The 25,414-nt window shown below is 40.3% G+C and carries 22 protein-coding genes; 16 read left to right on the forward strand and 6 right to left on the reverse strand.

Annotated features, from left to right (window positions below; genetic code table 11):
• Nucleotides 1-9 precede the first annotated feature (9 nt).
• Entirely contained in the window at nucleotides 10-1,197 is a 1,188-nt protein-coding gene (locus tag M998_RS15645) for an efflux RND transporter periplasmic adaptor subunit (RefSeq protein ID WP_068446183.1), read from the reverse strand.
• A 134-nt stretch (nucleotides 1,198-1,331) separates the two neighbouring features.
• Between M998_RS15645 and acrR the strand changes: the two genes are divergently transcribed.
• From acrR to mscK, 3 genes are all read left to right on the forward strand, one after another.
• Nucleotides 1,332-1,964, forward strand: a complete 633-nt coding sequence (gene acrR / locus M998_RS15650) for a multidrug efflux transporter transcriptional repressor AcrR (protein WP_068909713.1) — start codon at nucleotides 1,332-1,334, stop codon at nucleotides 1,962-1,964.
• Nucleotides 1,965-1,995: 31 nt separating this feature from the next.
• Nucleotides 1,996-2,349: a DsrE/DsrF/TusD sulfur relay family protein gene (locus M998_RS15655; RefSeq protein WP_068446179.1), complete on the forward strand. Its 354-nt coding sequence runs from the start codon at nucleotides 1,996-1,998 to the stop codon at nucleotides 2,347-2,349.
• Between the two features lie 117 nt (nucleotides 2,350-2,466).
• On the forward strand, nucleotides 2,467-5,847 hold the full coding sequence (gene mscK / locus M998_RS15660) for a mechanosensitive channel MscK (protein WP_068909715.1): 3,381 nt from the start codon (nucleotides 2,467-2,469) through the stop codon (nucleotides 5,845-5,847).
• A 23-nt stretch (nucleotides 5,848-5,870) separates the two neighbouring features.
• On the opposite strand, the gene M998_RS19355 is transcribed toward mscK, so the two are convergent.
• Together M998_RS19355 and priC are read right to left on the reverse strand one after the other, a co-directional pair.
• The gene (locus M998_RS19355; RefSeq protein WP_073890292.1) at nucleotides 5,871-6,032 is read right to left on the reverse strand and encodes a YbaM family protein; all 162 of its coding nucleotides are present in this window, start codon (nucleotides 6,030-6,032) and stop codon (nucleotides 5,871-5,873) included.
• Nucleotides 6,033-6,064: 32 nt separating this feature from the next.
• Nucleotides 6,065-6,613: a primosomal replication protein PriC gene (gene priC / locus M998_RS15665; RefSeq protein ID WP_068446175.1), complete on the reverse strand. Its 549-nt coding sequence runs from the start codon at nucleotides 6,611-6,613 to the stop codon at nucleotides 6,065-6,067.
• Nucleotides 6,614-6,755: 142 nt separating this feature from the next.
• On the opposite strand from priC, the gene apt reads away from it, so the two are divergent.
• The 9 genes from apt (at nucleotide 6,756) to M998_RS15710 (ending at nucleotide 17,143) form a co-directional block, all read left to right on the forward strand.
• The gene (gene apt / locus M998_RS15670; protein ID WP_068446173.1) at nucleotides 6,756-7,307 is read left to right on the forward strand and encodes an adenine phosphoribosyltransferase; all 552 of its coding nucleotides are present in this window, start codon (nucleotides 6,756-6,758) and stop codon (nucleotides 7,305-7,307) included.
• 118 nt (nucleotides 7,308-7,425) lie between these two features.
• Nucleotides 7,426-9,369, forward strand: a complete 1,944-nt coding sequence (gene dnaX / locus M998_RS15675; protein ID WP_068909716.1) for a DNA polymerase III subunit gamma/tau — start codon at nucleotides 7,426-7,428, stop codon at nucleotides 9,367-9,369.
• A gap of 49 nt (nucleotides 9,370-9,418) precedes the next feature.
• The gene (locus M998_RS15680) at nucleotides 9,419-9,748 is read left to right on the forward strand and encodes a YbaB/EbfC family nucleoid-associated protein (protein WP_068446168.1); all 330 of its coding nucleotides are present in this window, start codon (nucleotides 9,419-9,421) and stop codon (nucleotides 9,746-9,748) included.
• On the forward strand, nucleotides 9,748-10,347 hold the full coding sequence (recR, locus tag M998_RS15685; protein WP_068909718.1) for a recombination mediator RecR: 600 nt from the start codon (nucleotides 9,748-9,750) through the stop codon (nucleotides 10,345-10,347). The genes M998_RS15680 and recR overlap by 1 nt, the downstream gene beginning before the upstream one ends.
• Before the next feature lie 328 nt (nucleotides 10,348-10,675).
• The gene (gene htpG, locus M998_RS15690) at nucleotides 10,676-12,550 is read left to right on the forward strand and encodes a molecular chaperone HtpG (RefSeq protein ID WP_074379446.1); all 1,875 of its coding nucleotides are present in this window, start codon (nucleotides 10,676-10,678) and stop codon (nucleotides 12,548-12,550) included.
• 192 nt (nucleotides 12,551-12,742) lie between these two features.
• On the forward strand, nucleotides 12,743-13,387 hold the full coding sequence (adk, locus tag M998_RS15695) for an adenylate kinase (protein WP_068909722.1): 645 nt from the start codon (nucleotides 12,743-12,745) through the stop codon (nucleotides 13,385-13,387).
• 126 nt (nucleotides 13,388-13,513) lie between these two features.
• Nucleotides 13,514-14,497: a ferrochelatase gene (gene hemH, locus M998_RS15700; protein WP_068446159.1), complete on the forward strand. Its 984-nt coding sequence runs from the start codon at nucleotides 13,514-13,516 to the stop codon at nucleotides 14,495-14,497.
• 103 nt (nucleotides 14,498-14,600) lie between these two features.
• Complete coding sequence (gene wzz(fepE) / locus M998_RS15705) at nucleotides 14,601-15,731, forward strand: LPS O-antigen length regulator Wzz(fepE) (protein ID WP_068909724.1); 1,131 nt, start codon at nucleotides 14,601-14,603, stop codon at nucleotides 15,729-15,731.
• A gap of 98 nt (nucleotides 15,732-15,829) precedes the next feature.
• Complete coding sequence (locus M998_RS15710; protein ID WP_068446155.1) at nucleotides 15,830-17,143, forward strand: inosine/guanosine kinase; 1,314 nt, start codon at nucleotides 15,830-15,832, stop codon at nucleotides 17,141-17,143.
• 307 nt (nucleotides 17,144-17,450) lie between these two features.
• Here M998_RS15710 and eutH read toward each other — a convergent pair whose 3' ends face one another.
• Nucleotides 17,451-18,701 (reverse strand): ethanolamine utilization protein EutH, encoded by a 1,251-nt coding sequence (gene eutH, locus M998_RS15715; RefSeq protein ID WP_068909725.1) that lies wholly within the window; start codon nucleotides 18,699-18,701, stop codon nucleotides 17,451-17,453.
• Nucleotides 18,702-18,736: 35 nt separating this feature from the next.
• Entirely contained in the window at nucleotides 18,737-20,176 is a 1,440-nt protein-coding gene (locus M998_RS15720) for an FGGY family carbohydrate kinase (RefSeq protein ID WP_068446151.1), read from the reverse strand.
• 242 nt (nucleotides 20,177-20,418) lie between these two features.
• On the opposite strand from M998_RS15720, the gene M998_RS15725 reads away from it, so the two are divergent.
• The 4 genes from M998_RS15725 to M998_RS15740 all read left to right on the forward strand — a co-directional run bounded on the left by M998_RS15725 (nucleotide 20,419) and on the right by M998_RS15740 (nucleotide 24,307).
• Nucleotides 20,419-21,819: an NAD(P)/FAD-dependent oxidoreductase gene (locus M998_RS15725; protein ID WP_068909727.1), complete on the forward strand. Its 1,401-nt coding sequence runs from the start codon at nucleotides 20,419-20,421 to the stop codon at nucleotides 21,817-21,819.
• Nucleotides 21,816-23,045: an NAD(P)/FAD-dependent oxidoreductase gene (locus M998_RS15730; protein ID WP_068909729.1), complete on the forward strand. Its 1,230-nt coding sequence runs from the start codon at nucleotides 21,816-21,818 to the stop codon at nucleotides 23,043-23,045. Before M998_RS15725 ends, M998_RS15730 begins: the two co-directional genes overlap by 4 nt.
• A 35-nt stretch (nucleotides 23,046-23,080) precedes the next feature.
• Nucleotides 23,081-23,857 (forward strand): DeoR/GlpR family DNA-binding transcription regulator, encoded by a 777-nt coding sequence (locus M998_RS15735; RefSeq protein ID WP_068909731.1) that lies wholly within the window; start codon nucleotides 23,081-23,083, stop codon nucleotides 23,855-23,857.
• Between the two features lie 105 nt (nucleotides 23,858-23,962).
• Nucleotides 23,963-24,307: a DUF1937 family protein gene (locus M998_RS15740; protein WP_068446143.1), complete on the forward strand. Its 345-nt coding sequence runs from the start codon at nucleotides 23,963-23,965 to the stop codon at nucleotides 24,305-24,307.
• A 170-nt stretch (nucleotides 24,308-24,477) separates the two neighbouring features.
• On the opposite strand, the gene M998_RS15745 is transcribed toward M998_RS15740, so the two are convergent.
• Nucleotides 24,478-25,374: an EamA family transporter gene (locus M998_RS15745; RefSeq protein ID WP_145980640.1), complete on the reverse strand. Its 897-nt coding sequence runs from the start codon at nucleotides 25,372-25,374 to the stop codon at nucleotides 24,478-24,480.
• Nucleotides 25,375-25,414 lie beyond the last annotated feature (40 nt).

Here is a 25,414-nt window from a genome sequence, read left to right on the forward strand (position 1 = left end):
GCCGCTCCCTTATTTAGACTTTTCTTCAGGTTTAGCCTGATTGTCTATGGATTGCGTTTCTAAGTTAGCTTCCTTAGGAACAACAACAACGCCAGGTTTGATTTTTTGTAGACCAATGACGACAACGCGATCACCTGCCTGCAACCCATCTGTTACCAGCCATTTGTTGCCAATAGCTTGCGCTGCTTTAACTTGTCTGACTTCAATTTTGTTCTCAGCACCAACCACCATAACTTGTGAAGTACCTTGAGCTGTACGAGACAAGCCTTGCTGTGGAACTAAAATTGCTTGTTCAATCACACCATCTTCGAGAATAGCGCGAACAAACATGCCAGGAAGAAGCTCTTTGTCCGGGTTAGGGAAAACAGCTCTCATAGTGATTGAACCTGTTGTCTCATCAACAGTCACATCAGAGAATTCCAGTGTTCCTTTTTGAGTAAATTCTTGGCCATTGTTACTGATTAAGCTAACAGGGGCTTTACCGGCTTCTTTCTGTACAGCGCCTTTGGCTATCTCATTTTTCAGACGCAAAAAGTCTTCACTTGATTGAGTGACATCTACATAGATAGGGTCGAGCTGCTGAACACGCATTAATTCAGTGGCTTGACCCGTAGAAACTAATGCACCTTCAGTGATATTAGATTTACCCGTACGGCCACTGATTGGTGCTGTTACTTTGGTATAGTTCAAGTTGATACGGGCACTTTCAACTGCGGCTTCAGCTGCTTTAACGGCAGCAAGTGCTTGAGCATAAGTTGAGGTGGCTTGGTCGTATTCTTGCTGACTTATATAGTTAGTCCCTAGCAGTGGTTTATAACGTTTAACGGTTAAACCGGCTAAATTCGCATTCGCTTGTGCTTTTGCTAGTTCTGCTTTCGCACTGTCAAAGGTGGCTTGGAAAGGTGCAGGATCAATCTGATACAAAGATGTCCCCGCCTCTACATCGCTACCTTCTTTATAGTTGCGTTTTAGTACAATCCCACTGACTTGTGGACGGACTTCAGCAACACGAAATGCGGATGTACGGCCTGGTAATTCGGTCTTAATAGTCAGAGGTTCAGCTTTAAGCGTAACAATTCCTACTTCAGGCGCCGGGCGTTCACCGCCACCTTTTTGGTCATCGTTACAACCTGATAAAACTAAGCCACCTGAAAGAACCAACAGAGCCAGAGGTAACACCCCTCTGTTTTTTCGCATAAGTTAACCTCAATTAATCGACATGAGTTCGAAATAAAAATAAGAAAAATGGTAAACAATAAGATTTATCACTATGCTATAGTACAAACATACACTAATGTATGTAAATCAGCTTTCGATAGAAACGGGTCACAATGGCACGAAAAACTAAACAACAGGCTGAAGAAACCCGTCAGGAAATACTAGATGCTGCGATCAAAACATTCTCTGAGCGGGGCGTTTCTGCCACATCACTAGCCGATATAGCAAATGCAGCGGGTGTAACCCGAGGTGCTATATACTGGCATTTCAAAAATAAAGTTGATCTTTTTTACCAAGCTTGTGAATTTGGTGATAATCAAATAGTACAAGCTGAAGAATATTATCGTTCTAAATATACCAACGATCCACTCTCAATACTAAGAGAATTACTAATTTTTATTTTAACGGATTTTATTGAAAATCCTAAAAATCGTGCACTCATGGAGATTTTTTTCCTAAAATGCGAATTAGTGGGCGAAATGGCTGCATTAGTGGATTTCAAAAGAGCAAATTATGTTGCTAGCCAATATCGAATTATTGAGATTTTACGTTCCTGTATTGATGTAGGACAACTTCCTGCAACTCTTAATATTGAATGCGCTGCTATAATGATCCGTTCGCTTATGTCTGGTTTGTTAGAAACATGGTTATTACAATCTGGAAGTTTTAATATAAACCAATATACCGTTACATTGGTTGATACACTGATTGAGACCTTAAAAAATAACGCGGCAATACGAATTTAAGCAATTCAAATAGAATAAACGGGAGAGAAATATGTCATCCATTCTAATTATAGCCAACGGCGCACCTTATGGTAGCGAAACATTATTCAATTCACTACGCTTAGCCATCACCATAAAAGAGCAACATCCTGAGACTGACTTAAAGGTTTTCTTAATGTCTGATGCGGTGAGTGCCGGAATTACGGCTCAAAAGCCAAAAGAAGGTTACAATTTGCAGCAGATGCTAGAGATTCTGACTGCTCAACAAGTGCCTGTTAAATTATGTAAAACCTGTACCGATGCGAGAGGGATAAGTGATTTACCTCTTGTTGATGGTGTCGAAATCGGCACACTTGTTGAACTTGCAAATTGGACTCTTGAGGTTGAAAAAGTACTCACTTTCTAATTATTTTACCAAATGGTTGAAAGAGAGATAATAGTAGAGTAAATAATAGCGAAATGAGTGCTGATATTGGATCGTCAGCACTGCTATTAACCATTAAACAGGGTTTAAAGATATCTCATGAGCAAACATAAAAGAACATGGCTATATCCAGTTAGCGTTTTTTGGGCTTTCGTTATTATCCTGTTTTCATTTCACGTAACAGCATTCGGCGCAAATAATCTTCCTAGCAAAAGCGATATTAACAGCGAACTCAATGCACTCAATAAAAAAAGTAATCTAACTGAAGAAGATAAACTTTCTATTGCTGATTTAGAAAAGTCTGTTGGGTTTTATGATGAGCTAGATAAGCTGCAACAAAAATCGGATGAACTGCAAAAAAAAATAAATCACTCCAGTGAAGAGTCACGTGAAGCTATTCAAGGTCTGCAACAAATAAAAAATCATAGTGAAAGTTCAGAGATTAATTTTACTCACCGGATTGAAAACAGTAATCTTCAGCAATTAGAGTCAATATTGGCGTCTTATTTAGATAATTTACAGTCAGAGCAAAATGATCTGGCCACTTATAATAGTCAGCTTATCGGTTTACAAACTCAACCTGAAAGAGCTCAGGCGATGATGCTTGATAATGCAAGACGGTTGCAAGAAATTAGAAATGAATTAAATAGTACGTTAAATGACTCAGTAAAATTACGAGCAACCCAAATTAATATGTTGCAAATAGAGCAATATTTATTACAACAACAAAATGAATTTCAAAAACGAATATTGCAAGCAAATACACAATTGCAAGATGTATTACAAAAGCAACGAGATTATACCGCAGCATATATTGCGCAACTCGAAAATCAGATTCAGGCCATTCAAGAAGCTATCAGCAATAAGCGTCTTAACGATTCACAATCGACAGTTCGAGAAGCTCAAAGCACCTCCACAACCGATATCGCAGTTCAACAAAACCCGATCATTCAAAAAGAAATAGAAATAAATAATCAACTCAGTAATCGGTTAATTGAAGCCACGCAAGGTGGTAACAAAATGGTGCAAAATGGTATTCGGGTTAAAGCCTGGTTGGAGAGAGCAACACAATCAGAGCGTAATCTTAAAGAACAAATTAATGTATTACGTGGCAGCTTGCTATTATCTCGAATTTTATTTCAGCAACAAATAGACTTGCCGCCGGATATTCTAACCAAAAATCTTCCTGTGGTTATTGCCGATCTGCGACTAGAACAATTCGATATAAATCAACAGCGTGATGCGCTGTACCAAACTAATGATTATATAACTAATTTAGAAAAACAGCAGGCCGTTAAAGTTGGTGGAGAGCAAGATGGGGCGATGCAATTTTCGCCAGAAGATAAAGCCGCATTAGTTAAGTTATTAGATGTTCGTCGTGAACTGCTGGATGAGTTAAATTTTCAGTTAGGTGGGCAAATATCGCAAGCCATTAACTTGCAATTAGACCAAAACCAATTATTAAGCGTAGTCAGTTCTCTTGAAAATACCTTAGCGCAGCAAATATTTTGGGTAAACAGTAACAAGCCAATGGACATCGAATGGTTGAAAGCTTTTCCAGAAGCGGCAACCTATCAGCTTAGTCATATGGATTTTGATTTTTCAGTGGCGAGCCTAAAAAAAGGGTTTTTAAATTCACTGTTAGTGACGATTCCACTACTTTTGGCTGCCTTAGTTTTTGTGTGGCTCAGTCGAAAAATTACGTTACGGTTACAAGATATTGACCAAAAATTATCCAGCTTGCGACAAGACAGCGTATTAAATACGCCTTTTGCATTATTACTGACTCTGTTGCAAACGATCCCAATATCGCTGGTGGTTATTGCTATTGGTTATTGGTTCTTAAAAACGGGTAATACACAAGGTAGTTTTGTGTGGGATTATTGTATTCAGCTAGCAATTTTTTGGACGTTATTTGAGCTGAGTTTCAGAGTGCTTAAGCCGCAAGGGATCGCAGAAAAACATTTTGGAATTGAGAAAGAAGCGGCGGCAAGAATGCGCCGTAGAATGTTGCGCTTGTCTGTGCCTTTGTTACCCCTCATTTATTTTTCAACTTATGGGATGATTAACCCACTTAAAGTGTCTGAAGATGTCATCGGGCAATTAATTGTCTCTATTTCATTATTATTGTTGTGTATTTTTACACTTCCTTTTTGTAAGCAGGTTTGGCAAGAAAAGGGCAGTCATTTAACACGTTCAATTTTGATTACGTTACTGACTTTTTCACCATTAATACTGATTGGTTTGATGATCGCGGGTTACTATTATACGACATTACGTCTTGCTAACCGCTGGCTAGACAGCTTGTATCTTCTGGTACTTTGGTATCTTGTTTATAACGTTTGTCTAAGAGGTTTAAGTCTTGGTGCAAGAAAATTAGCTTATAAACGAGCCCTTGAACGCCGTGCAATGTTAAAACAAGAAGATGTTGAAAATGAGCCAATCACTGAGCCTCCGATGACGATTGAGTTAATTAGTCAGCAGTCGTTACGGCTCACAACTATGGTCTTGTTCATTGTTTTTGCACTAGCATTTTATGCGATTTGGTCTGATTTCATTACTATTTTTTCTTTCTTAGACAGCGTCAATCTGTGGGGATATACCGCGACTTCAGCTGAGGGGGGCAATATCCTTCAGTACGTGACGTTAGCGAACTTAATTTTGGCGATGGTGATTATTATCGTCGCTTGGGTGATGACTCGAAATCTCCCTGGTTTATTGGAAGTCTTGGTATTATCACGCTTGAAATTGAGACAAGGTTCCACTTATGCCATTACGACCATGCTGACCTATATTATTGTGGGTATTGGCGCGATAGCTTCACTTGGTATGATCGGGGTCACGTGGAATAAACTGCAGTGGTTAGCTGCGGCATTGACAGTGGGGCTAGGTTTTGGTTTACAAGAAATCTTTGCTAACTTTGTTTCCGGGATTATTTTACTGTTCGAAAGGCCGATCCGCATCGGGGATACTGTCACAATCGGTACTTATTCAGGTACAGTAAGTAAAATTCGTATTCGTGCAACCACGATTGTGGATTTTGATCGCAAAGAAGTGATCATTCCGAATAAGGCTTTTGTCACGGAGCGGCTGATCAACTGGTCACTTTCCGATACGGTAACAAGGATCACCGTTGCGCTGGGTGTGGCGTATGGTTCTGATCTGGAAAAGGTTAAACAGGTGCTACTCACTGCGGCAACATCCAATAGCAAAGTGATGACAGAGCCTGCGCCAGGCGCTTATTTTACAGGTTTTGGCGCCAGTACCTTAGATCATGAACTGCGTTTTTATGTTCGCCAGATAGGGGATCGCGGTACAACTAGTGATGAAGTGAATAGAGCGATTGATAAACTATGTCGAGAAAACGATATTAATATTGCCTTTAATCAGCTAGAAGTCCATTTGCATAATAGCAAAGGGGATGAGCTTCAGGAGGTTAAGCGTTCTCCTAATGAAAATGATGATAAAACGGCTAATTAGTCGGTTAGATTAATCTTCGCAACTCATTGCGTTGAGCCTTGGGTTGCTTGTTTGCTCAAGTAATCGCTTTTTACAATATCAAGTGCTTTAAGTACGACGTCTGTTTCGATATTTGATGATTCTAATAGGTAGATGAGATCAACCGCTAATTGCGTTTCTTTAGGTGCATCCTTTAGTAAGTCCATGCGTTTTCCTTTTTGCAGGTCGCTAACATTATTTATTCTAAAAATTGGTTTTCCTGATGTTCAATGGCTTTTTCGATACGTAAAAGTGCTTGTCTGCAACGATATAAACGCCCCGCTAAAATCGCAAGATCTTTTTGACATTGATGACGCTGAGTGTGGTCGGCGAGTTGATTTAGGTGTAATTCTTTTTCATCAATCATACCTTGTAAGCGACGTTCAAAGTCTTGATGTTGTGATAAACGTTCATATAAATCAATCTGTTCCTTTTTCTTGCTGAATGAGGTTTCTTTTTCACGTAATGATTGGGTTGATATTTCGCGTGAAATTGCCTGTATTTGATGCACAATTTTTTCGGTTAAAAAATTGACTTGCTGAGGGTGATTTAATGAAACACTATGACAAAGTTGTTGATAAAGTTTGTTTAATTCATTTTGGCAATCGCCAAGGCGAGCAGATTTACGGCTAAACAGTTGCACATCAAAACGAGAATGTGAAAATTCTTGGTCTTTAATTGGCTCAATCCGTGTTTCTAGGGAGTCAATTTGCGTTTTTAACGCATCCAAAAGCGCTTGTGTTTTCATTTTTGTTCTCAATAAGTAGGAAAAAGAGCGGAATATTGACATCCAACAAGAAAACTCACTGGAAATAGACGGCTTCTTATTGCAATTTTATGGTACTTTACATAGATTCTAACCTTTCGTGTTTACTATATTGGCTTTTATTATGACCGCTAAAGAGCAACAACTGCAATTGATTAAAGAAAGTATCGCAGCTATTCCTGATTATCCGAAGGAAGGTGTGCTATTTCGTGATATTACGACTTTGTTAAACAATCCTGCCGCATACAAAGCAACGATTGATCTGTTAGTTGAGCATTACCAAAACAAAGGGATCACTAAGATTGTAGGGACTGAAGCCCGAGGTTTTCTATTCGGTGCGCCAGTGGCATTACGTTTAGATGTGGGTTTTGTGCCTGTTCGTAAAAAAGGGAAACTCCCACGTGAAGTTCTCAGCATGACTTACGATCTTGAGTACGGTACGGATACGCTCGAGATCCACAAAGACAGCATCACCGCAGAAGATAACGTTTTGGTTGTCGATGATCTACTGGCAACTGGTGGGACTGTTGAAGCGACAGTAAAAATGATCAAACAATTAGGTGCAAATGTTGTGGAAGCCGCATTTATCATTAGCTTGCCTGACTTAGGTGGCGTTGAACGCTTGCAAAAAGAAGGCATCTCATCCTATAGCCTAATTGAATTTCCTGGTCATTGATTTTTAAAAACTCCCCACAATTTTCCTGACTATTTTTATCACAGTCTCGCCGTAGAGGTTGAGGCTGTGGTAGCATGGTACTATTATTAATGCACCCTGTTTAATTACTGTGGAATCCATGAGCTATCAGGTACTTGCCCGTAAATGGCGCCCCCAAAAATTTTCAGACGTTGTTGGCCAGCAGCATGTCTTGACCGCACTTGCGAATGGGCTGGAGCATCAGCGGCTTCATCACGCCTATCTTTTCTCGGGTACTCGCGGTGTAGGTAAAACCACAATTGCCCGTTTATTTGCGAAGGGTCTCAACTGCGAAGCCGGTATTACCGCCACCCCTTGCGGTAAATGTGCTAACTGCCTAGAAATCGAACAAGGTCGCTTTGTTGATTTAATCGAAATTGATGCAGCGTCTCGAACGAAAGTTGAAGACACGCGTGAATTACTTGATAACGTACAATACGCACCTGCGAGAGGGCGGTTTAAAGTCTATTTGATTGATGAAGTGCATATGCTTTCTCGTCATAGCTTTAATGCGTTATTGAAAACCCTTGAAGAACCACCAGAGCATGTGAAATTCTTACTTGCGACGACGGACCCACAAAAACTGCCTGTGACGATACTGTCTCGCTGCCTGCAATTTCATCTTAAAGCTTTGGATGTGACGCAAATCAGCGAGCAACTTGAGCTTATTCTCAATGCTGAAAATATTGAACATGATCAACGTGCGCGCCAGCTTATTGCTCGGGCTGCCGATGGCAGCTTACGTGATGCATTAAGTTTAACTGACCAAGCTATTGCGATGGGTGAAGGTAAAGTCACTGCGGATATCGTGAGCCAAATGCTGGGAACGCTAGATGATGAGCAGCCTTTAGCCATTATCGAAGCATTAGTTCGTGCCGATGGTGCTGGAGTGATGACGCAAGTTCAACAAGCTGCATCTCGGGGAGCTGACTGGGAAAATTTATTAGTTGAGATTTTATCTTTACTCCATCGCATTGCGATGATCCAGCTTTTGCCCGCAGAACAAGAAACGGACCCGTCATCGACTGAAGGTCGTTTAAGGCAAGTTGCGAGGGTTATCTCTCCCGCAGATTTACAACTTTTTTATCAAACCTTACTGGTGGGAAGAAAAGAGCTACCATTCGCGCCAGAAAGGCGCATGGGAATTGAAATGGCATTGCTACGCGCATTGGCCTTCCATCCTAAAAGTGTGATAGCTGAAATTGAAGTACCACCAAAATTGGTTCAAAGCGTACCAAATCAAGTAATACAGCCAGAAATACCCGCTGTAACCAACCGGCCTGTAACTCAGCGAATCAGTCCTGAAAACCTGCCGGAAAATAGCCCGACCTTGCAATTGTTAAAAGCGCGGCAGGCGCTACAAGTTCCTCAAAATGAGGATCCTGACTCAAAAAAGAATAAACCGGCGATGCCTGAAAAGGCTAAGCCGGCGGCATCAGCACTAGAAAGGCTGGCCGCGGTGACCAGCAAGCATCAACAAAATATTGCGAATAAAGCCTCGGGAACAGTAAAGCCAGAAAAACCAAAGCAGTATCAGTGGCGATCGCAAAATGAAGAAGTCATTGAACCCAAAAATACGATAACGACACCAACAGAAATTAAAGAAGCGTTAGAGTATGAAAAAACCCCGGAGCTGGCAGTTAAAATTATTGAAGAATCCCGAGAGCGAGATAGTTGGTCTGGCGAAATTGCGCAATTAAATATTCCTAAGCTGGTTGAACAATTGGCTTTGAATTCATATAAAGAAGAAATAGACGAGTCGCAAATTGTTTTACATCTGCGATCTGTTCAGCGCCATCTTGATAAGCCAAGCGCTCATCAAGCACTGCAAGAGGCATTAAGCCAGCATTATGGTCGCACTCTTGAACTGAAAATCGTTCAAGATGATAATATAGCGGTCAAAACACCGCTTGAATGGCGACAGGCAATTTATGAAGAAAAGCTGGCGCAAGCTCGTCAGTCCATTATTGCGGATAAAACAATTCAGAAGCTGCGCACCATGTTTGATGCTCAGCTTGATGAAGAAAGTATTCGCCCCGTTTAACGCGACAGTCGATAGATTTAAGCTGTGGCCTCAGTTGTGAGAGAAAATTATGTTTGGTAAAGGTGGATTGGGTAACCTGATGAAACAGGCCCAACAAATGCAAGATAAAATGCAGAAAGTTCAGGAAGAAATCGCTCAACTAGAAGCGACGGGTGAATCCGGCGCGGGTATGGTTAAAGTGACCATCAATGGTTCACATAACTGCCGTCGTGTTGAAATCGATCCTAGCTTGCTAGAAGATGACAAAGAAATGCTGGAAGACCTGATTGCTGCGGCATTCAATGATGCGGCTCGCCGTATTGAAGAAACGCAAAAAGAAAAAATGGCTGGCGTTTCAAGTGGTATGCAACTACCACCAGGCTTTAAGATGCCATTCTAATGCAAACAAGTCCGCTTCTTGAATCATTAATGGAAGCACTGCGCTGCCTCCCCGGAGTGGGGCCTAAGTCAGCGCAGCGCATGGCTTTTCACCTATTGCAGCGTGATCGTAGTGGTGGCATGCGTTTAGCGCAGTCATTGACTCGGGCAATGTCTGAAATAGGGCATTGTCGTGATTGCCGAACGTTTACGGAACAAGATGTCTGTAATATTTGTGACAATCCACGTCGCCAGCAACAGGGGTTAATCTGTGTGGTGGAAAGCCCTGCGGATATTTATGCCATCGAACAAACAGGTCAGTTCTCAGGGCGTTATTTTGTTTTGATGGGGCATTTATCCCCTTTAGATGGTATAGGGCCGATGGATATTGGTCTGGATAGATTAGAAGAGCGTTTATCTTCGGAATCGATTACCGAGGTGATTCTGGCAACTAATCCGACAGTGGAAGGGGAAGCAACAGCAAACTATATTGCACAGATATGTGGGCAGTATGGGGTGATGGCGAGCCGTATAGCCCATGGGGTTCCAGTCGGTGGGGAGTTGGAGTTAGTTGATAGTACGACGCTTTCGCACTCGCTCTCCGGCCGTCTTAAACTTTGATATCCTCGTCATACTTTGCGCCGCAGGTGTGTTGGCTTCACAAAGCTACCCGAATCACATACTTATGTATGCTCATCGGGATAGCTTTGTTTGCCGCCTTCCTGCAACACAAATTATTTAGAGGATGTTCTAAAACATCTAAAACATCTAAAATCTGAATTTTTCAAATAACGTAAGTGGCTGTCGGAATATTTTCTAATTCTCTGCTTTTATTCGTGATTTGTGGAATTTTTTGTTCTCTTCGCTTGAATTTTTGTTTTTCGCCCCCAGTTCTTCTGCATCGGTAAGTCAAACCTATCCAGTTAGATTGATGAAATAGAGGCGATTAATGAGCATGAAAGGACAGGAAACGCGTGGTTTCCAATCAGAAGTTAAACAACTACTGCAGTTGATGATCCACTCTCTTTATTCAAATAAAGAAATCTTCTTGCGCGAGCTTATTTCGAATGCATCCGATGCGGCAGATAAACTCCGTTTCCGTGCGCTGTCCCAGCCAGAACTGTATGAGAATGATGGCGAATTACGCGTTCGAATCAGCGCTGATACAGATAAAGGTACACTGACGATCAGTGATAACGGCATTGGTATGAGCCGTGATGAAGTTATTGATAATTTAGGTACTATTGCGAAATCAGGCACAAAATCTTTTCTCGAATCTCTCGGAAGCGACCAAGCAAAAGATAGCCAAATGATTGGCCAGTTTGGTGTGGGTTTCTATTCTGCATTTATTGTGGCAGATAAAGTGACTGTACGCAGCCGTGCAGCGGGCGCTCCAGCAGACCAAGGGGTTTTCTGGGAATCTGTGGGTGAAGGCGATTATACCATCGCTGATATTGAGAAAGCAGAACGTGGAACTGAAATCACATTGCATCTGCGTGATGATGAAAAAGAGTATTTAGATAATTGGCGTTTACGCTCAGTCATTAGTAAATATTCTGACCATATTGCCTTACCGGTTGAAATAGAAACTAAAAATGAAGAAGACGGTACGGTTACTTGGGAAAAAATAAACCAAGCTAAAGCGCTGTGGACTCGCAGTAAATCTGAAATTTCAGATGAAGAATATGTTGAATTCTATAAACATATTTCCCATGACTATGCAGATCCTCTCACTTGGACTCATAACCGTGTTGAAGGAAAGCAAGAGTACACAAGTTTGTTGTATGTGCCGTCACAAGCCCCATTCGATTTATGGAATCGTGACCAACAGCACGGACTAAAGCTATATGTACAGCGCGTCTTTATTATGGACGATGCTGAACAGTTTATGCCTAACTATCTTCGTTTTATCCGTGGGGTGCTAGATTCAAACGACTTACCGTTGAACGTGTCTCGTGAAATTTTGCAAGATAGCGCATTGACTCGTAATCTTCGCAGCGCATTGACTAAGCGTGTACTGCAATTGCTTGAAAAATTAGCTAAAAATGATGCTGAGAAATATCAATCATTTTGGCAACAATTTGGCTTAGTGATGAAAGAAGGCCCAGCAGAAGATATGGGCAATGGGGAAACCATTGCCAAACTTCTGCGCTTTGCGACAACATATACCGATAGCAGCGAACAAAATGTCTCTTTAGAAGACTATGTTAGTCGTATGGTCGAAGGGCAGGATAAAATTTATTATATTACGGCTGATAGCTATGCGGCAGCAAAAGGCAGCCCGCATCTAGAGCTATTCCGTAAGAAAGGAATTGAAGTTCTTCTGTTGTCCGACCGCATTGATGAATGGATGATGAACTATTTATCTGAGTTTGATGGTAAACAGTTCCAATCTGTCAGCAAAGCCGATGAGTCATTGGATAAATTAGCGGATGAAAATCAAGCTGAGCAGGAAGAGGCAGATAAACAGCTCGCACCATTTGTTGAACGTGTAAAAAGCCGCCTAGGCGAACGTGTTAAAGAGGTTAAGTTAACACATCGTTTGACCGATACGCCTGCGATTGTAACAACGAATGTGGATGAAATGAGCACGCAAATGGCGAAGTTGTTTGCAGCTGCAGGGCAAGCTGCGCCAGAGGTTAAATATAACTTCGAGCTAAATCCAGCACATCCATTGGTTAAAAAAGCATCTGAAGTATCCGATGACGCTATTTTTGCAGATTGGGTTGATGTTTTGTTGGATCAAGCCTTACTTGCTGAGCGCGGCACATTAGAAGATCCAAACTTATTTATACGAAAAATCAATGAATTACTTTTGAAGTAATTTAGTGATTCATTTTCGTTTTTGAGCATAAACCACGCTTTAGTCGATACTTTAGCGTGGTTTTTTTCTTTTGCGAAGAAAGTTAAATGCGAAATCGTTTACGTGTCTTCTTGAGTAAAGCGCTATGCTAGTGGTATGGTAGCTTGTTTTCTTTTCAAATTATAAAAAACTAAATAGCAAGGGGTTTACGCAATGCGTATCATTCTGCTCGGCGCTCCGGGCGCAGGTAAGGGCACTCAAGCTCAATTTATTATGGAGAAATTTGGGATTCCGCAAATTTCAACAGGTGACATGTTACGTGCCGCTGTCAAATCGGGAAGCGAATTAGGTATACAAGCTAAAGAGCTGATGGATAACGGCAAATTAGTTACTGATGAATTAGTTATTGCGTTGGTTAATGAGCGCATAAAACAAGAAGATTGCCGTAATGGCTTCTTGTTAGATGGCTTTCCACGCACTATTCCTCAAGCAGATGCAATGAAAGAAGCGGGTATTACCGTTGATAGCGTTCTGGAGTTTGCTGTTCCAGATGAAATCATTGTTGAACGCATTATTGGTCGCCGTGTACATGCACCATCAGGTCGTGTTTACCATGTTAATTTCAACCCGCCAAAAGTTGAAAATAAAGATGACGTCACAGGCGAAGAGTTAACTATTCGTAAAGATGACCAAGAAGATACCGTACGTAAGCGTTTGGTTGAATATCACGCATTGACTGCACCATTGATTGCTTATTATCAAAATGAAGCAAAAGCAGGCAATACAAAATATTTCAAATTAGACGGAACTCGCAAAGTTGCAGAAGTTAGTGCAGAACTTGCAAAAATTCTTGGCTAACAGTTAGAATATATGATTAATAAAGGCAGCGATAACCGCTGCCTTTATTTTTGTGCCACTTGCGGGCAAAAATAGTTATTAGGCTGTGATAAAGTTGGGAATTATTATCAAATAGGAACAATTGTCATGTCAGAAAAAAAATATGGAATTCTACTCGCCAATTTAGGCACACCCGATGCCCCAACAACATCCGCAGTGAAACGCTATCTAGCCGAGTTTTTAAGTGATTCGCGTGTTATTGACGTACCTCGTATTATTTGGAAGCCTATTTTACATGGTGCTATTTTGCCGCTTAGATCATCTAAAGTTGCCAAACTATATCAATCTATTTGGCTAGATGGCGGCTCACCACTTTTAGTCTATTCCCTCCGTCAGAAAGAAAAGCTCGCACAATGCTTTCCAAGCATTCCGGTTGAAATAGGTATGAGTTATGGTTCCCCATCCATAAAAAGTGCTGTAGATAGCTTAATTGGGCAGAATGTGACTGATTTAGTGGTGCTACCGTTATATCCTCAATATTCCTGCACGACTACCGCTGCAGTTTATGATGCCGTAACCCGTGTTTTTCAGGGAATGCGTACGATCCCATCGCTACATTTTATTCGCAGTTATGCGACACACCCGGCTTATATTCAAGCACTTGTCGCATCAATTGAAGAGAGTTTTGCTCAGCATGGTGAACCCGATAGACTGGTTTTATCTTTCCATGGTATTCCCCAGCGTTATTGCAATACCGGTGATATTTACCAACAAGAGTGTGAAAAGACGGCTGAAAGACTTAGAGCGGCATTAAACTTTCCCAGTGAGAGAGTGCTATTAACTTATCAATCTCGTTTTGGCCGAGAGCCATGGTTGATGCCATACATGGATAAAACAATGCACGAATTACCCGCTCAGGGTGTTAAGTCCGTTCAAGTTATCTGCCCAGGCTTTTCAGTCGATTGCTTAGAAACATTAGAAGAAATAAGTGAGCAAAATAAAGAATTCTTTATTGGCAGCGGCGGGGAGAGTTATCACTATATACCTGCATTAAATGATAGTCAGAAAAGTATTGACATGCTTAAAACTATTATTAATGACGAAAATATAAACATTGATGGCTTAAATTAATACAATAAACTGCGGTTATCTATATATCAAAAATTTCAAAGTTGACTATAATACTTATCTAAAACTTAACGATACTATATAAAATATGTCATTTGGAATTAATATGAGCAATGATCAAGAGTCACAACGTGGTCTAAAAAAGACGTTAATGCAGAGCCCACAATTTAATATACAACCAAGTGATGAAATTGACCTAATGGCTTTATTTGCAGTATTACTGAGAAACAAATGGCTAATAATTTCATTTACGGTTGTGATGACGGTTATTAGCATTGGTGTTGTAAGTTATTTGCCTCAAAAGTGGATCAGTACAGCGATTGTTATTCCACCAAGTTCTGAGGAAATTCAGGAAGTGAACGCGCTGAGTGCGCAATTAAGTGTTTTAGAAGTCTCACTTGATTTAAGCGCTCAGCGTATTTTTAGTTCTTTTATTGATCAATATCGTTCAAAAGTGAATCAGGAATCATATGTAAGAAGCACTGAGTATTATAACAAATTATCAGAACGTGTTGATTCAGAAGACAATACTCTTGCAAAGCAAAGACTGGTTAACCAGATCATCTCTGATAGCATTCAGCTTAAAGATCAATCAAAAGAAAAAAACAGTACCTCGAATGATATTATTTTAAGCTTTAGTGCATCTAAGCCGACAGAAGCCCAAGACTTACTTGAAGGGTATGTACGCTATGCGGCATCGAAGGTGAGACAACAAATTAAAGTGGAAGTTGAGAATGCGATTGCCCAGCAACTGGTATTTGCGACAGAATCTTATAAACAAGAAGTATCTAAAATTCGTACTGAATACGATGTTAAAGTTGAAAGATTAAAGCGTGCAGTTGATATTGCAAAAGCCGCTGGGATTGAAAAACCGATTGCCAGTGATTCGGTTTCAATTAATGACGATCCTGATTATCCAATTGCCCTAGGAACAGAGGCGTTAGAAAAGAAATTACTGATCGAGTCACAAAATCGTGATTTAGCTTTAATGAGTGAAAGCTTACAAAATCGTAAAAATTATATTAATAATTTAAATGAGCTAACGAGTAAAGAATTGGATTTCACACCAGTAAAATTTATTCTTGCGCCGGATTTGCCATTGCGAAAAGAGTCTCCTAAATCTTCGTTGATTGTTGCATTAAGCGGAATATTAGCATTAATTATAAGCTGTGCGTTTGTGTTAAGTCGCGAGCTATATCGAGACTACCGAAAAGAAAATAGCCATATTCACGAGTAAACTCTTATTAATGATCAAACCAGCACCTTGAGACAAGGGTGTTGGTTTGATTTTATCGTGCTAGAATAGGGGATGTTCCTTTTCTGATTTTTCTCAATATGAAATTCCCCGGCCAACGTAAGTCAAAGCATTACTTCCCTGTTAGTCTCAGAGATCCTCTTTTGCAACCACTTAAAGAAAGGATGACTGACGATGAAAATTGTAAATCATACATTGTAGGTATTGATCAAACATTAGTTGATATCGAAGCTAAGGTTAATGATGAATTTATTCAGCGTTATCAATTAAGCCAAGGCCATTCGTTAGTTATTGAAGATGATGTAGCAGAGCGGCTATATGATGAATTAACGAGTAATTCATTGATTAGTCATGAGTTTGCCGGCGGTACCATTGGCAATACGCTACACAATTACTCGGTATTAGCGGATGATCGATCTGTTTTGTTAGGTACAATGTGTAATAACATTCAAATCGGTAGTTACTCATACCGTTACTTGTGCCATACCTCAAGTCGTATGGATCTCAATTATTTACAAGGTGTTGATGGGCCTATTGGCCGTTGCTTTACGCTGATCACCGAAAATGGTGAACGTACATTTGCTATCAGCCCTGGACATATGAACCGTCTTCATCCTGATAGTATCCCCGAAGAAATAATTGCAGGGGCATCAGCGCTGGTTTTAACTGCCTATCTAGTGCGTTGCAAGCCGGGTGAAACGATGCCTGAAGCAACGATGCAAGCTATTGCGTACGCTAAAAAATATAATGTGCCAGTTGTATTAACCCTTGGCACTAAGTTTGTAATTGCACAAGACCCTCAGTTTTGGCGTGATTTCTTAGCAGAACACGTTTCTGTTGTGGCGATGAATGAAGATGAAGCATTGGAATTAACCGGTTTTAGCGACCCGTTATTGGCTTCGAATATGGCGCTAGATTGGGTAGATTTAGTGCTGTGTACCGCAGGGCCATCAGGTTTGTATATGGCAGGTTTTACTGAAGACGATAATAAACGTATCACCCAGCACCCTTTGCTACCGGGTGCTATTGCTGAGTTTAATTTATATGAATTTAGCCGAGCGATGCGCCATCAAGATTGTACCGCGCCACTACGTATTTTTTCGCATATCGAACCTTATATGGGAGGCCCCGAAAAAATCATGAATACAAATGGTGCCGGCGATGGTGCTTTATCTGCGTTACTTCATGATATTACGGCAAATTCTTACCATCGTTCAAACGTACCAAATTCAAGTAAACATGAACGCCAATACCTGACTTATTCCTCTCTAGCTCAAGTGTGCAAGTATGCAAATCGTGTTAGTTATCAAGTTCTTACTCAGCACTCACCCCGTCTAACTCGCGGTCTTCCAGAAAAAGAAGATAGTTTAGAAGAATCTTATTGGGAAAGGTAATCTCATTATTACCTAATTTGAGTGTAATAAGATAAGGCCCCTGTATAAATTATATTATAAGGGGCCTTATTGTTAATAATGGTTACCATTTTTATTTAAAACTAAAGGTAAATAATTATTGCTGATATAAGTATTGAAATTAATTTCATCGATTAAATATTATTTAATTATAATAAGAGTAATTAATTGCACTTAAATTAAATTTCGGTGAGGTTAATATATAATCTGTGACTCACTCTTGGCTAAACCACGCCTTGATTTAGCGATTAGGGTATTCAGGCGTGGTTTAGTCAATACTAATATTTAATTAAGCTTCTTTAGCTTCACCTAATTTACCATCAACTTTGACGGATTCAATTTCTTTGACATCTTCAGCTTCGTAACGCATTGCTTGCGGAACAGAGATTTTAATTGCAATAAAGACAGCTAAGGATCCACCAACGAGTTTACCAAGCAAAATAGGGAGAACCAGCGTTGGTTGGAAGTTTGCCGTAAAGGCTAAGTGATCGCCAATGGTTGCTTGAGCACAAACACCGAATGCAACACAGAGCACTTTATCTCTTGCACGCATATCTTTGAATAAGTGATAAGTCGCAATAATGTTTGCCATCACCATAATAAAGCCTAGAGAACCCGTATCGCTTAATTTTAAACGGTTACTGAGTGCACGAACTAAAGGCTTACAATAGCGTTGGAACAGATAACAAATTGGGAATGTACCTGCTAGCATGATACCAATGTAGCCGGCTATCTCAATGGCTCGAAATAATTCGTCCTGGTCTGCAAATAGCGGGTCGAATCCCCATGCCCCAAATACTTTGGTAAATACCCCTGTAAAATGTTCAACAATAGAGAAGGCTAACACTAATTTGACGAAGGCATCCATAATTTTACCAAAAATTAAAAAGCCTGCGACCATCCACATTGGGCGATATTTTAAACCCGCAGCTAATAAGAAACAGAATACAAATAACGGCATCAAATATTGCAACATGGTCAAAAAATCTAACGTTAATTGATGGGTTGCAGGTGAATTAGTGGAGATAATATCTCGAACCGGAATATTGTTGAATGTTATCAATAGCAGTGAAGCGAGCACACCAAATGGGATCGAAATAAGCCCTGCCATTGCACCTAATGCAAGATATTTATGATCTTTTCGATTTAACATGGTTAGGCCAACTGGGATCAGGTAAACAATGGTTGCCCCTGATGTGTAGCCGATCAACATCGCAGTGATCCACATATCACGATTGGTTGTCAGTGCATCTGCAAGTTGGTAACCGCCCATATCAACCGCAATAATCGATAGAGCAGCGATAGAGACATCTGATCCTACCGATGAAAATATAGGACCTAATACATATGAGATAAGCTGTGAAAGTAGGGGAACTGCCGCCATGATCCCTGCTTGAGCAAGAAAAACAGGGCCGATTGAAAATATTCCGTTAACAAATTCTTTTCCAAGCGCGCTGGTGGGTCTAACAATAGAGGCTACGGCACCAATAATGGCTCCGCACATGATTAAGTAGATAATATAATTACCGAATTCAGCCATGGTAGGGTTTCCTTTTTTATTTTATTTTGGAAAATTTAATTTCTTAGTTGGCGAGAACGCGCAATGATGTCGCGATATTGTTCCATCACACCTTGCATATTCGTTCCATCTGGCGTTGTCACGATGGCATTGCGTCTGACAGCCATTTCGTGGGTGATCCCAAGTCCTTTACGAGCAAGTAAGGCTGCACCGAGTGCGGTGACTTCACGGTTTGCTGGTGTTTCAATATTTTTTTGTAATAAATTTGCTAAAAATTGCTTAAAGTACTGATTTGACGACAACCCTCCATCGACAGAAATAGATGGGCCTAACGGTGAAATTTTTTCCATAGCGAAAATAACTTCTGCTGAACGCGCTGCGATTCCTTCTAATACCGATTGCATCATGTCTTTTTTGTCGGTATCTAGGGAAAGCCCTGCCCACAGTCCCGCAGCACTTCTATCCCAATATGGACAGCCTAAACCGGATAAAGCGGGAACAAATGCCAGTCCTCTTTTAATTGCGGACTCGCTTCTAAAATCAGTAAGTTCATCGAATTGATCAAATAAACCTATTTTTCGGGCCCAATTAATGGCTGAAGCCGCATTGTAGACCCCGCCATCAAGGCCAAATACAGGAGCTTCGCCCGGAAATTTCCAGCAAAGCGTTGGCAGTAAGCCAGATTCATGGGTTTGTGGGATATCTGTACCGGTAAGCGCTTGCAAGAAAGCACCTGTACCAAAAGTTATTTTGGCATCGCCTTTTTCTCGGCAACCATGGCCAAACGTACCGGCAAATTGGTCAACAATAATTGATGTCACTGGGGTTAAGTGCCCATCAAGATTAATTGCACCGAAATCACCAATATTATCTTTCAGTGGTGGTAAACAGTGAATTGGTACACCGAATATTTCGCAGAGCTCTTCGTCCCATTCTAAGGTATGGATATTGAGTAATGAGGTGCGTGATGCTGAGTTGTAATCAGTCACAAAGACATCACAGAGCCTGTCAAGAAAGAAGGCATCCATGGTACCAATACGTAGCTTATTTTTATCTGCTAAGGTTTTTGCACCAACCACATTCTCAATAATCCAGCCCATTTTGCTGGCGGAAAAATAAGGGTCGAGCGGTAAACCAGACTTTGACTGTACAATGGGTTCATAGCCGCTATCTTTGAGCTGTTGAATGTGTTTCTCTGTGCGTAAGTCCTGCCAAATAATTGCATTATAGAGTGGGCGCTTACTGTCAGCATCCCAAGCCACAATACTTTCACCTTGATGACAAATACCGATAGCATCCACAACCTCACAGCTATTTAAGCATTTAACAATATTGGCCAATATTTCTTCAGGATCGTGTTCAACCCAGCCACTATTGAGCGTGATCTGCTTATGAGGAATGCTCATAGGGGAGTGGTAATGACCACTTTCATCAAAGACGACGACCCGGGTTCCCGTTGTTCCCTGATCGATAGCGGCATAACGTTGATTGAGCATCGCTTTTCTTCCTAGTGTTATAAATGTTGTAATATGGTCTGTTTTTTTGCTTACTATCGTTCAATCGGAAATAAAATCCACAAAAAACTCACAATAAGTTTCATGAATGTGATAAATATCACAATAAAGTAACAATGTGAGTAGTTCTTGGTTTTGGTTTGATTTTTTTGTTGCTTTGGTTGTTGAGTTTGTGGGAATTATGTGGTTTTATGTGTCTAAGTTATATGTTAAGGATTTCAGCCATGGATATTAATAATAAAAAAAGTTGGGATGTCATTGTTATCGGCGGTGGTGTCATTGGCTGTGCAGTGACCCGAAAATTCACTTTGATGGGTGCTAAAACACTGTTGCTTGAGCGTGGTGGCGATATTTTATCGGGTGCCAGTAAAGCAAACAGTGCATTATTACATACGGGATTTGACGCCACACCAGGGAGTCTCGAGCTCGAATGTATGCAAGATGGATATCGTGAATTCATTGAAATTAAAGATAAAATGAATTTACCGATATTAGAAACCGGTGCATTAGTGGTTGCTTGGAATGATGAGCAGCTTAGTAAACTCCAAGGTATTGTGGAGCAAGCACACACTAACAACGTACTCGATGTCACTATCATTGATAAAGAAGAGCTATATCGTCGAGAGCCTCATTTAGCACAAGGCGCACTTGCTGCTGTTTCCGTTCCCGGAGAAGCGGTAATTGATCCTTGGAGTACGCCGTTGTCTTATTTAACCCAAGCGGTCAAGCACGGCGCTGAATATCGTTTTCATTGTGAAGTGAAAAATGGTGTACTGACAGATGAAATGTGGTGTTTATCCACATCTAAAGGTGCGTTTTCTGCCCGTTTAGTGATTAACTGTGCAGGTATCAATGGTGATATCGTTGAATCCATTTGCCATCCATCACCATTTCAAATAAAACCGCGCAAAGGGCAGTTTTTAGTTTATGACAAAGCGGCGGCGGCAGACATTAATGCAATTATTTTGCCTGTACCAACCGCCATTACCAAAGGCGTGCTGCTCTCAAAAACTATATTTGGTAATTTGCTTTTAGGGCCAACAGCAGAAGAACAAGAAGACCGTTGGAAAGCGGAAGTAAAACAAGAGGTGCTGCAAGATTTAATTGATCAAGGCTCTCGCATGCTACCTTCTTTGCATAATTACAGCGTGACGGCGACTTACGCTGGACTTCGCCCTGCAACGGAAGAGAAATATTACCGGATAAATGATTATCCTGAAAAACAGTGGCTATGTGCTGGGGGTATTCGCTCTACAGGCTTAACATCTGCACTGGGTGTTGCTAATTATTTAGGTAAACTTTATTCGGAAAACTTCACGCCACTATTTGAATTATCGCCACCACAAGCGCTGATATGGCCAACAATGCCAATTATTTCGGAATATCATCAACGTGATTATCAATGCAAAAGTAATGGCGGTATTGTGTGTCATTGTGAGTTAGTCACACAAAGAGAAATTGAAGCCACATTTGATTCAGATATTCCTCCTGAATGTTTAGGCGCATTACGACGTAGAACGCGAGTGATGATGGGGCGTTGTAATGGGTTTTATTGTAGTAGTCAGGTGGCTGAGATTATCAATGGCCGTTTTGACCATACATTAGCGGTGGAGGCACTAAAATGAGTTTCAATTATGATGTAGTTATCATTGGTGCGGGGCCGACAGGTATCGCAGCTGCGCATACATTGCGTCGTAGAGGTATTCATAATATCGCGATTTTAGAGCGAGAAGCTCATGCTGGTGGGGTTCCTCGTCACTGTCAGCATCCAACGTTTGGTTTATTGGCTTTTAAGCGACCAATGAAAGGTAATCAATTTGCCGAGAAAATGCTTAAAAGTCTTGGTGATACGCAAATTTTTACCCGTAGTAGTGTGATTAATGTACAACCGAATGGTGTGCTTTTAGTTTCAATGCCTGAAGGGGTTGTTGAAATGACGGCGAAACGAGTATTAATCGCAACAGGGGTAAGAGAAACACCACGTCATCCGCGACTCGTTTCAGGATTGCGTCCTCAAGGGGTTTTGACGGCGGGGGCATTACAGCAATTTATTTATCTTAATGGTAAAAAACCGTGTCGTAATCCGGTAATTGTTGGTAGTGAATTAGTGAGTTTCTCGGCGTTATGGACACTCAAAAATGCCGGAGTAAAAGCGCAAGCGATGATTGAAAGCGGCGAACGCATTTTAGCATTCAAACCAGCGACTTTATTTGCAAAGGCAATGGGTACACCCGTTTATTTAAACAGTAAAATCACTGAAATCGGCGGTTTAGAGCGTGTCGAGTATGTCGTTATTGAAACCGCAGGGAAATCCCACAAAATTGTGTGTGATTCTGTTATTTTTACGGGTGGTTTTGTGGGTGAAAATACGTTAATACGTAAAAGCCATCTTGATTTCGAGGCCAGTACGGGGAAGCCTGTTACCGATCAATATGGGCGCTGTTCTGATATGAGCTATTATGCTGCGGGTAATATGTTGCACCCTGCGGATATGGGCGATCAGTGTTATCAAGAAGGGTTGTTAATAGGGGGAAACATGGCGGATGATTTACTTGAAAATCACCATCAACCAACCCTAAGTAATAAACCCAGATTACCAATCAATATTGATAATCCGATTAGCTTTAGCGTGCCTGCCTGTATTGATTTATCAGGTATTTCTGCGGATAAAATCGTCTTTAACATTAAAGTGAATAAAGCAGTGACAGGCACCATTAAAGTGATGGCTGGTGATACTGTGTTATATGAGAAAAATCATCGATGTTTACCAACAAGACGTATCTTACTGAAAGGTATCGATTTAACAAAAGTACAACAGGATGCTACTGAAATTCGCATCACTGTTGTATAGTGCTGGAAATGTTAAATGGTCATAAGGGTAAAACTATGAATGAGGGGCGTTCCTCAAAAGTGCGGCATCAGACGATTATTGAGCTGCTATCGACTCAAGGTCAGGTGTATGTCCAAGAGCTTGCAACGCATTTTAATGTGGCGCAAGAAACTATCCGCCGTGACCTAAGTAAACTCGAAACACAAAAATTATTGAAAAAAGTCCACGGTGGTGCGGTAAATATTCAGTCTAAATTTGAGCGTAATTTTACTGAAAGGGCACAAGCCGCCGTTGAGGAAAAGAAAGCCATCGCCACAAAAGCTGCAGAATTAATTAAATCGGGTGACACACTATTTATTGATTTTGGTACAACCACTTTTGAATTTAGCCAGCGTATTAAGTTAATCGATAATTTAACGGTGATTACTAATTCACCTTTGCTAGCCAATACTTTGCAGGAAAATCCAACAATTGAAACAATTCTAATTGGTGGTCAATTTAATGCGGCACAAAATGCTTGCTTAGGTGCGATTGCACTAAAAAATATCACGGAATTTTTTGCAGATTATGCCGTGATTGGTGCAGGAGCAATCCATTCACAGCATGGTGTGATGGATCAGCACGTTGATGAGGCGGCTATTGCACAAAAAATGATGGAAAACAGTGATAAGTTGATTGTGTTAGCGGATGGCACAAAAGCAAATAAGCATGCCGTTAATTTTGTCACTGGGTGGGATAATATTGATTTCTTAGTAACAACCAGCAAAGAATTTAAATTATCAGAAAATAAAAAACGTCCTAAGACAAAAATTATTCTTGCGGATATTGAATAAGTTTTAATTTAAATAAGCCAATTTAAACCGACCCTATGAATATTAATTAATTTTTCATAGGGTTACTATACTCAAAATTTGAATGCACCAATATTAGGAATTAATATGACTCTCTATTTTATCGCCTGCCCTTATTCTGATCCAGACAGTAATATTGTTGAAATGCGCTTTCAAGAAAGTACGAAAGTTGCGGCTGAATTAGCGCTAAAAGGTATCGCTACTTATAGCCAAATTACGATGACACACCCAATTAACCAATACTTGGCAGCAGAGGGCAAAAAAGTCGCTTGGTCATCCATTGATATGGAATTTTTAAAACGCTGCGATGGCTTGATTGTGCTGACAGTACCAGGCTGGGAGAAAAGCGGTGGTGTTGCTGCGGAGATTCAGTTTTTTAAAGATAAAAATTTACCGGTATGGACGTACGATGAATTTCTTCTTGAAATTTAACTCTTCGTCATATTTTGAATGTAGGAATGTAGCTTGTACAAGATCGCCTTAATTGCATATTTTTGTATGCACCTAGGAATGATTTTATTTTTGACCAACCTACAATTTGAATTATTTAGGAAAAGATAGGGAAGTACTTTATTGATAACTTCCCCTTTAATTATCTGCACTTAAGATCGAATTTTTTTATTACGCTTTTTTTGTATTAGTGAAATTAGGTTAGGATATATAATAGAAGATACAATAATAAAAATACCCAAAATTTGTATCAGCGTTATTTTTTCATTTAATAGGATGTAAGCAAAAATAATCGCAGAGGGTAATTCAATCGAAGAGAGTATCCCACCCAAGCCTGGACTTAATAATGGCATTCCTTTACTAAAGCAAATTAAAGGGAATACGACTGAAAAAATGGCAATAATAGGTGCCCATTTAAAGACAATCAGTTGGTCATTAAAATCGATATTGTATCCACAAAAAAGCACAAGGAAAAAACTAGCACCGATAGAGATATACATCGCTCGTTGAATCGGATCTGCATTTTTAACCACAGTGTTAGTCACGATTAATGTACAAGCATATGCACAAGCGGAGCCGAATGCCAACATTATACCTATCCAAGATAATGTTATTTGACGGGTGAAAATTTGTGTCGCTAGGATAGTACCAACCATGATAAAAATAACCGCTATGAATTGATGTTTAGTTGGAATGTTTTTTTTGAAAATAATACCAAAGATCATCGCTATCCATACTGACTGCATTAAAAGTACAGCAGCGACGGTCACTGAAATATACTGCAGTGATGTGAAATATAAAATATTTGTGCTTGCCATTGCTAAACCTGATAACAGTAGTTTTGCTCGGCTTATACTATTTAATTTAAATGCGTATTTTTTACGCTGAGTAAAATTAATACTGATTAAAATCAGGGCTGCGCAAAATATTTGAGAAATTAATAAATTCGTCGGTGATGCCCCCTCATTGGTTGCTATCTTAAATATGGAAGCCGGTATTCCATAGCTGATTGCACCGAAAAGAACAATGACACTGGCATTTGCTTTCATTAGTTTATCTTTCTGAACAACGTATGAGTTAAATGAAACA

Source organism: Providencia heimbachae ATCC 35613 (genome assembly GCF_001655055.1).
In the GTDB taxonomy this organism is placed as follows: domain Bacteria; phylum Pseudomonadota; class Gammaproteobacteria; order Enterobacterales; family Enterobacteriaceae; genus Providencia; species Providencia heimbachae.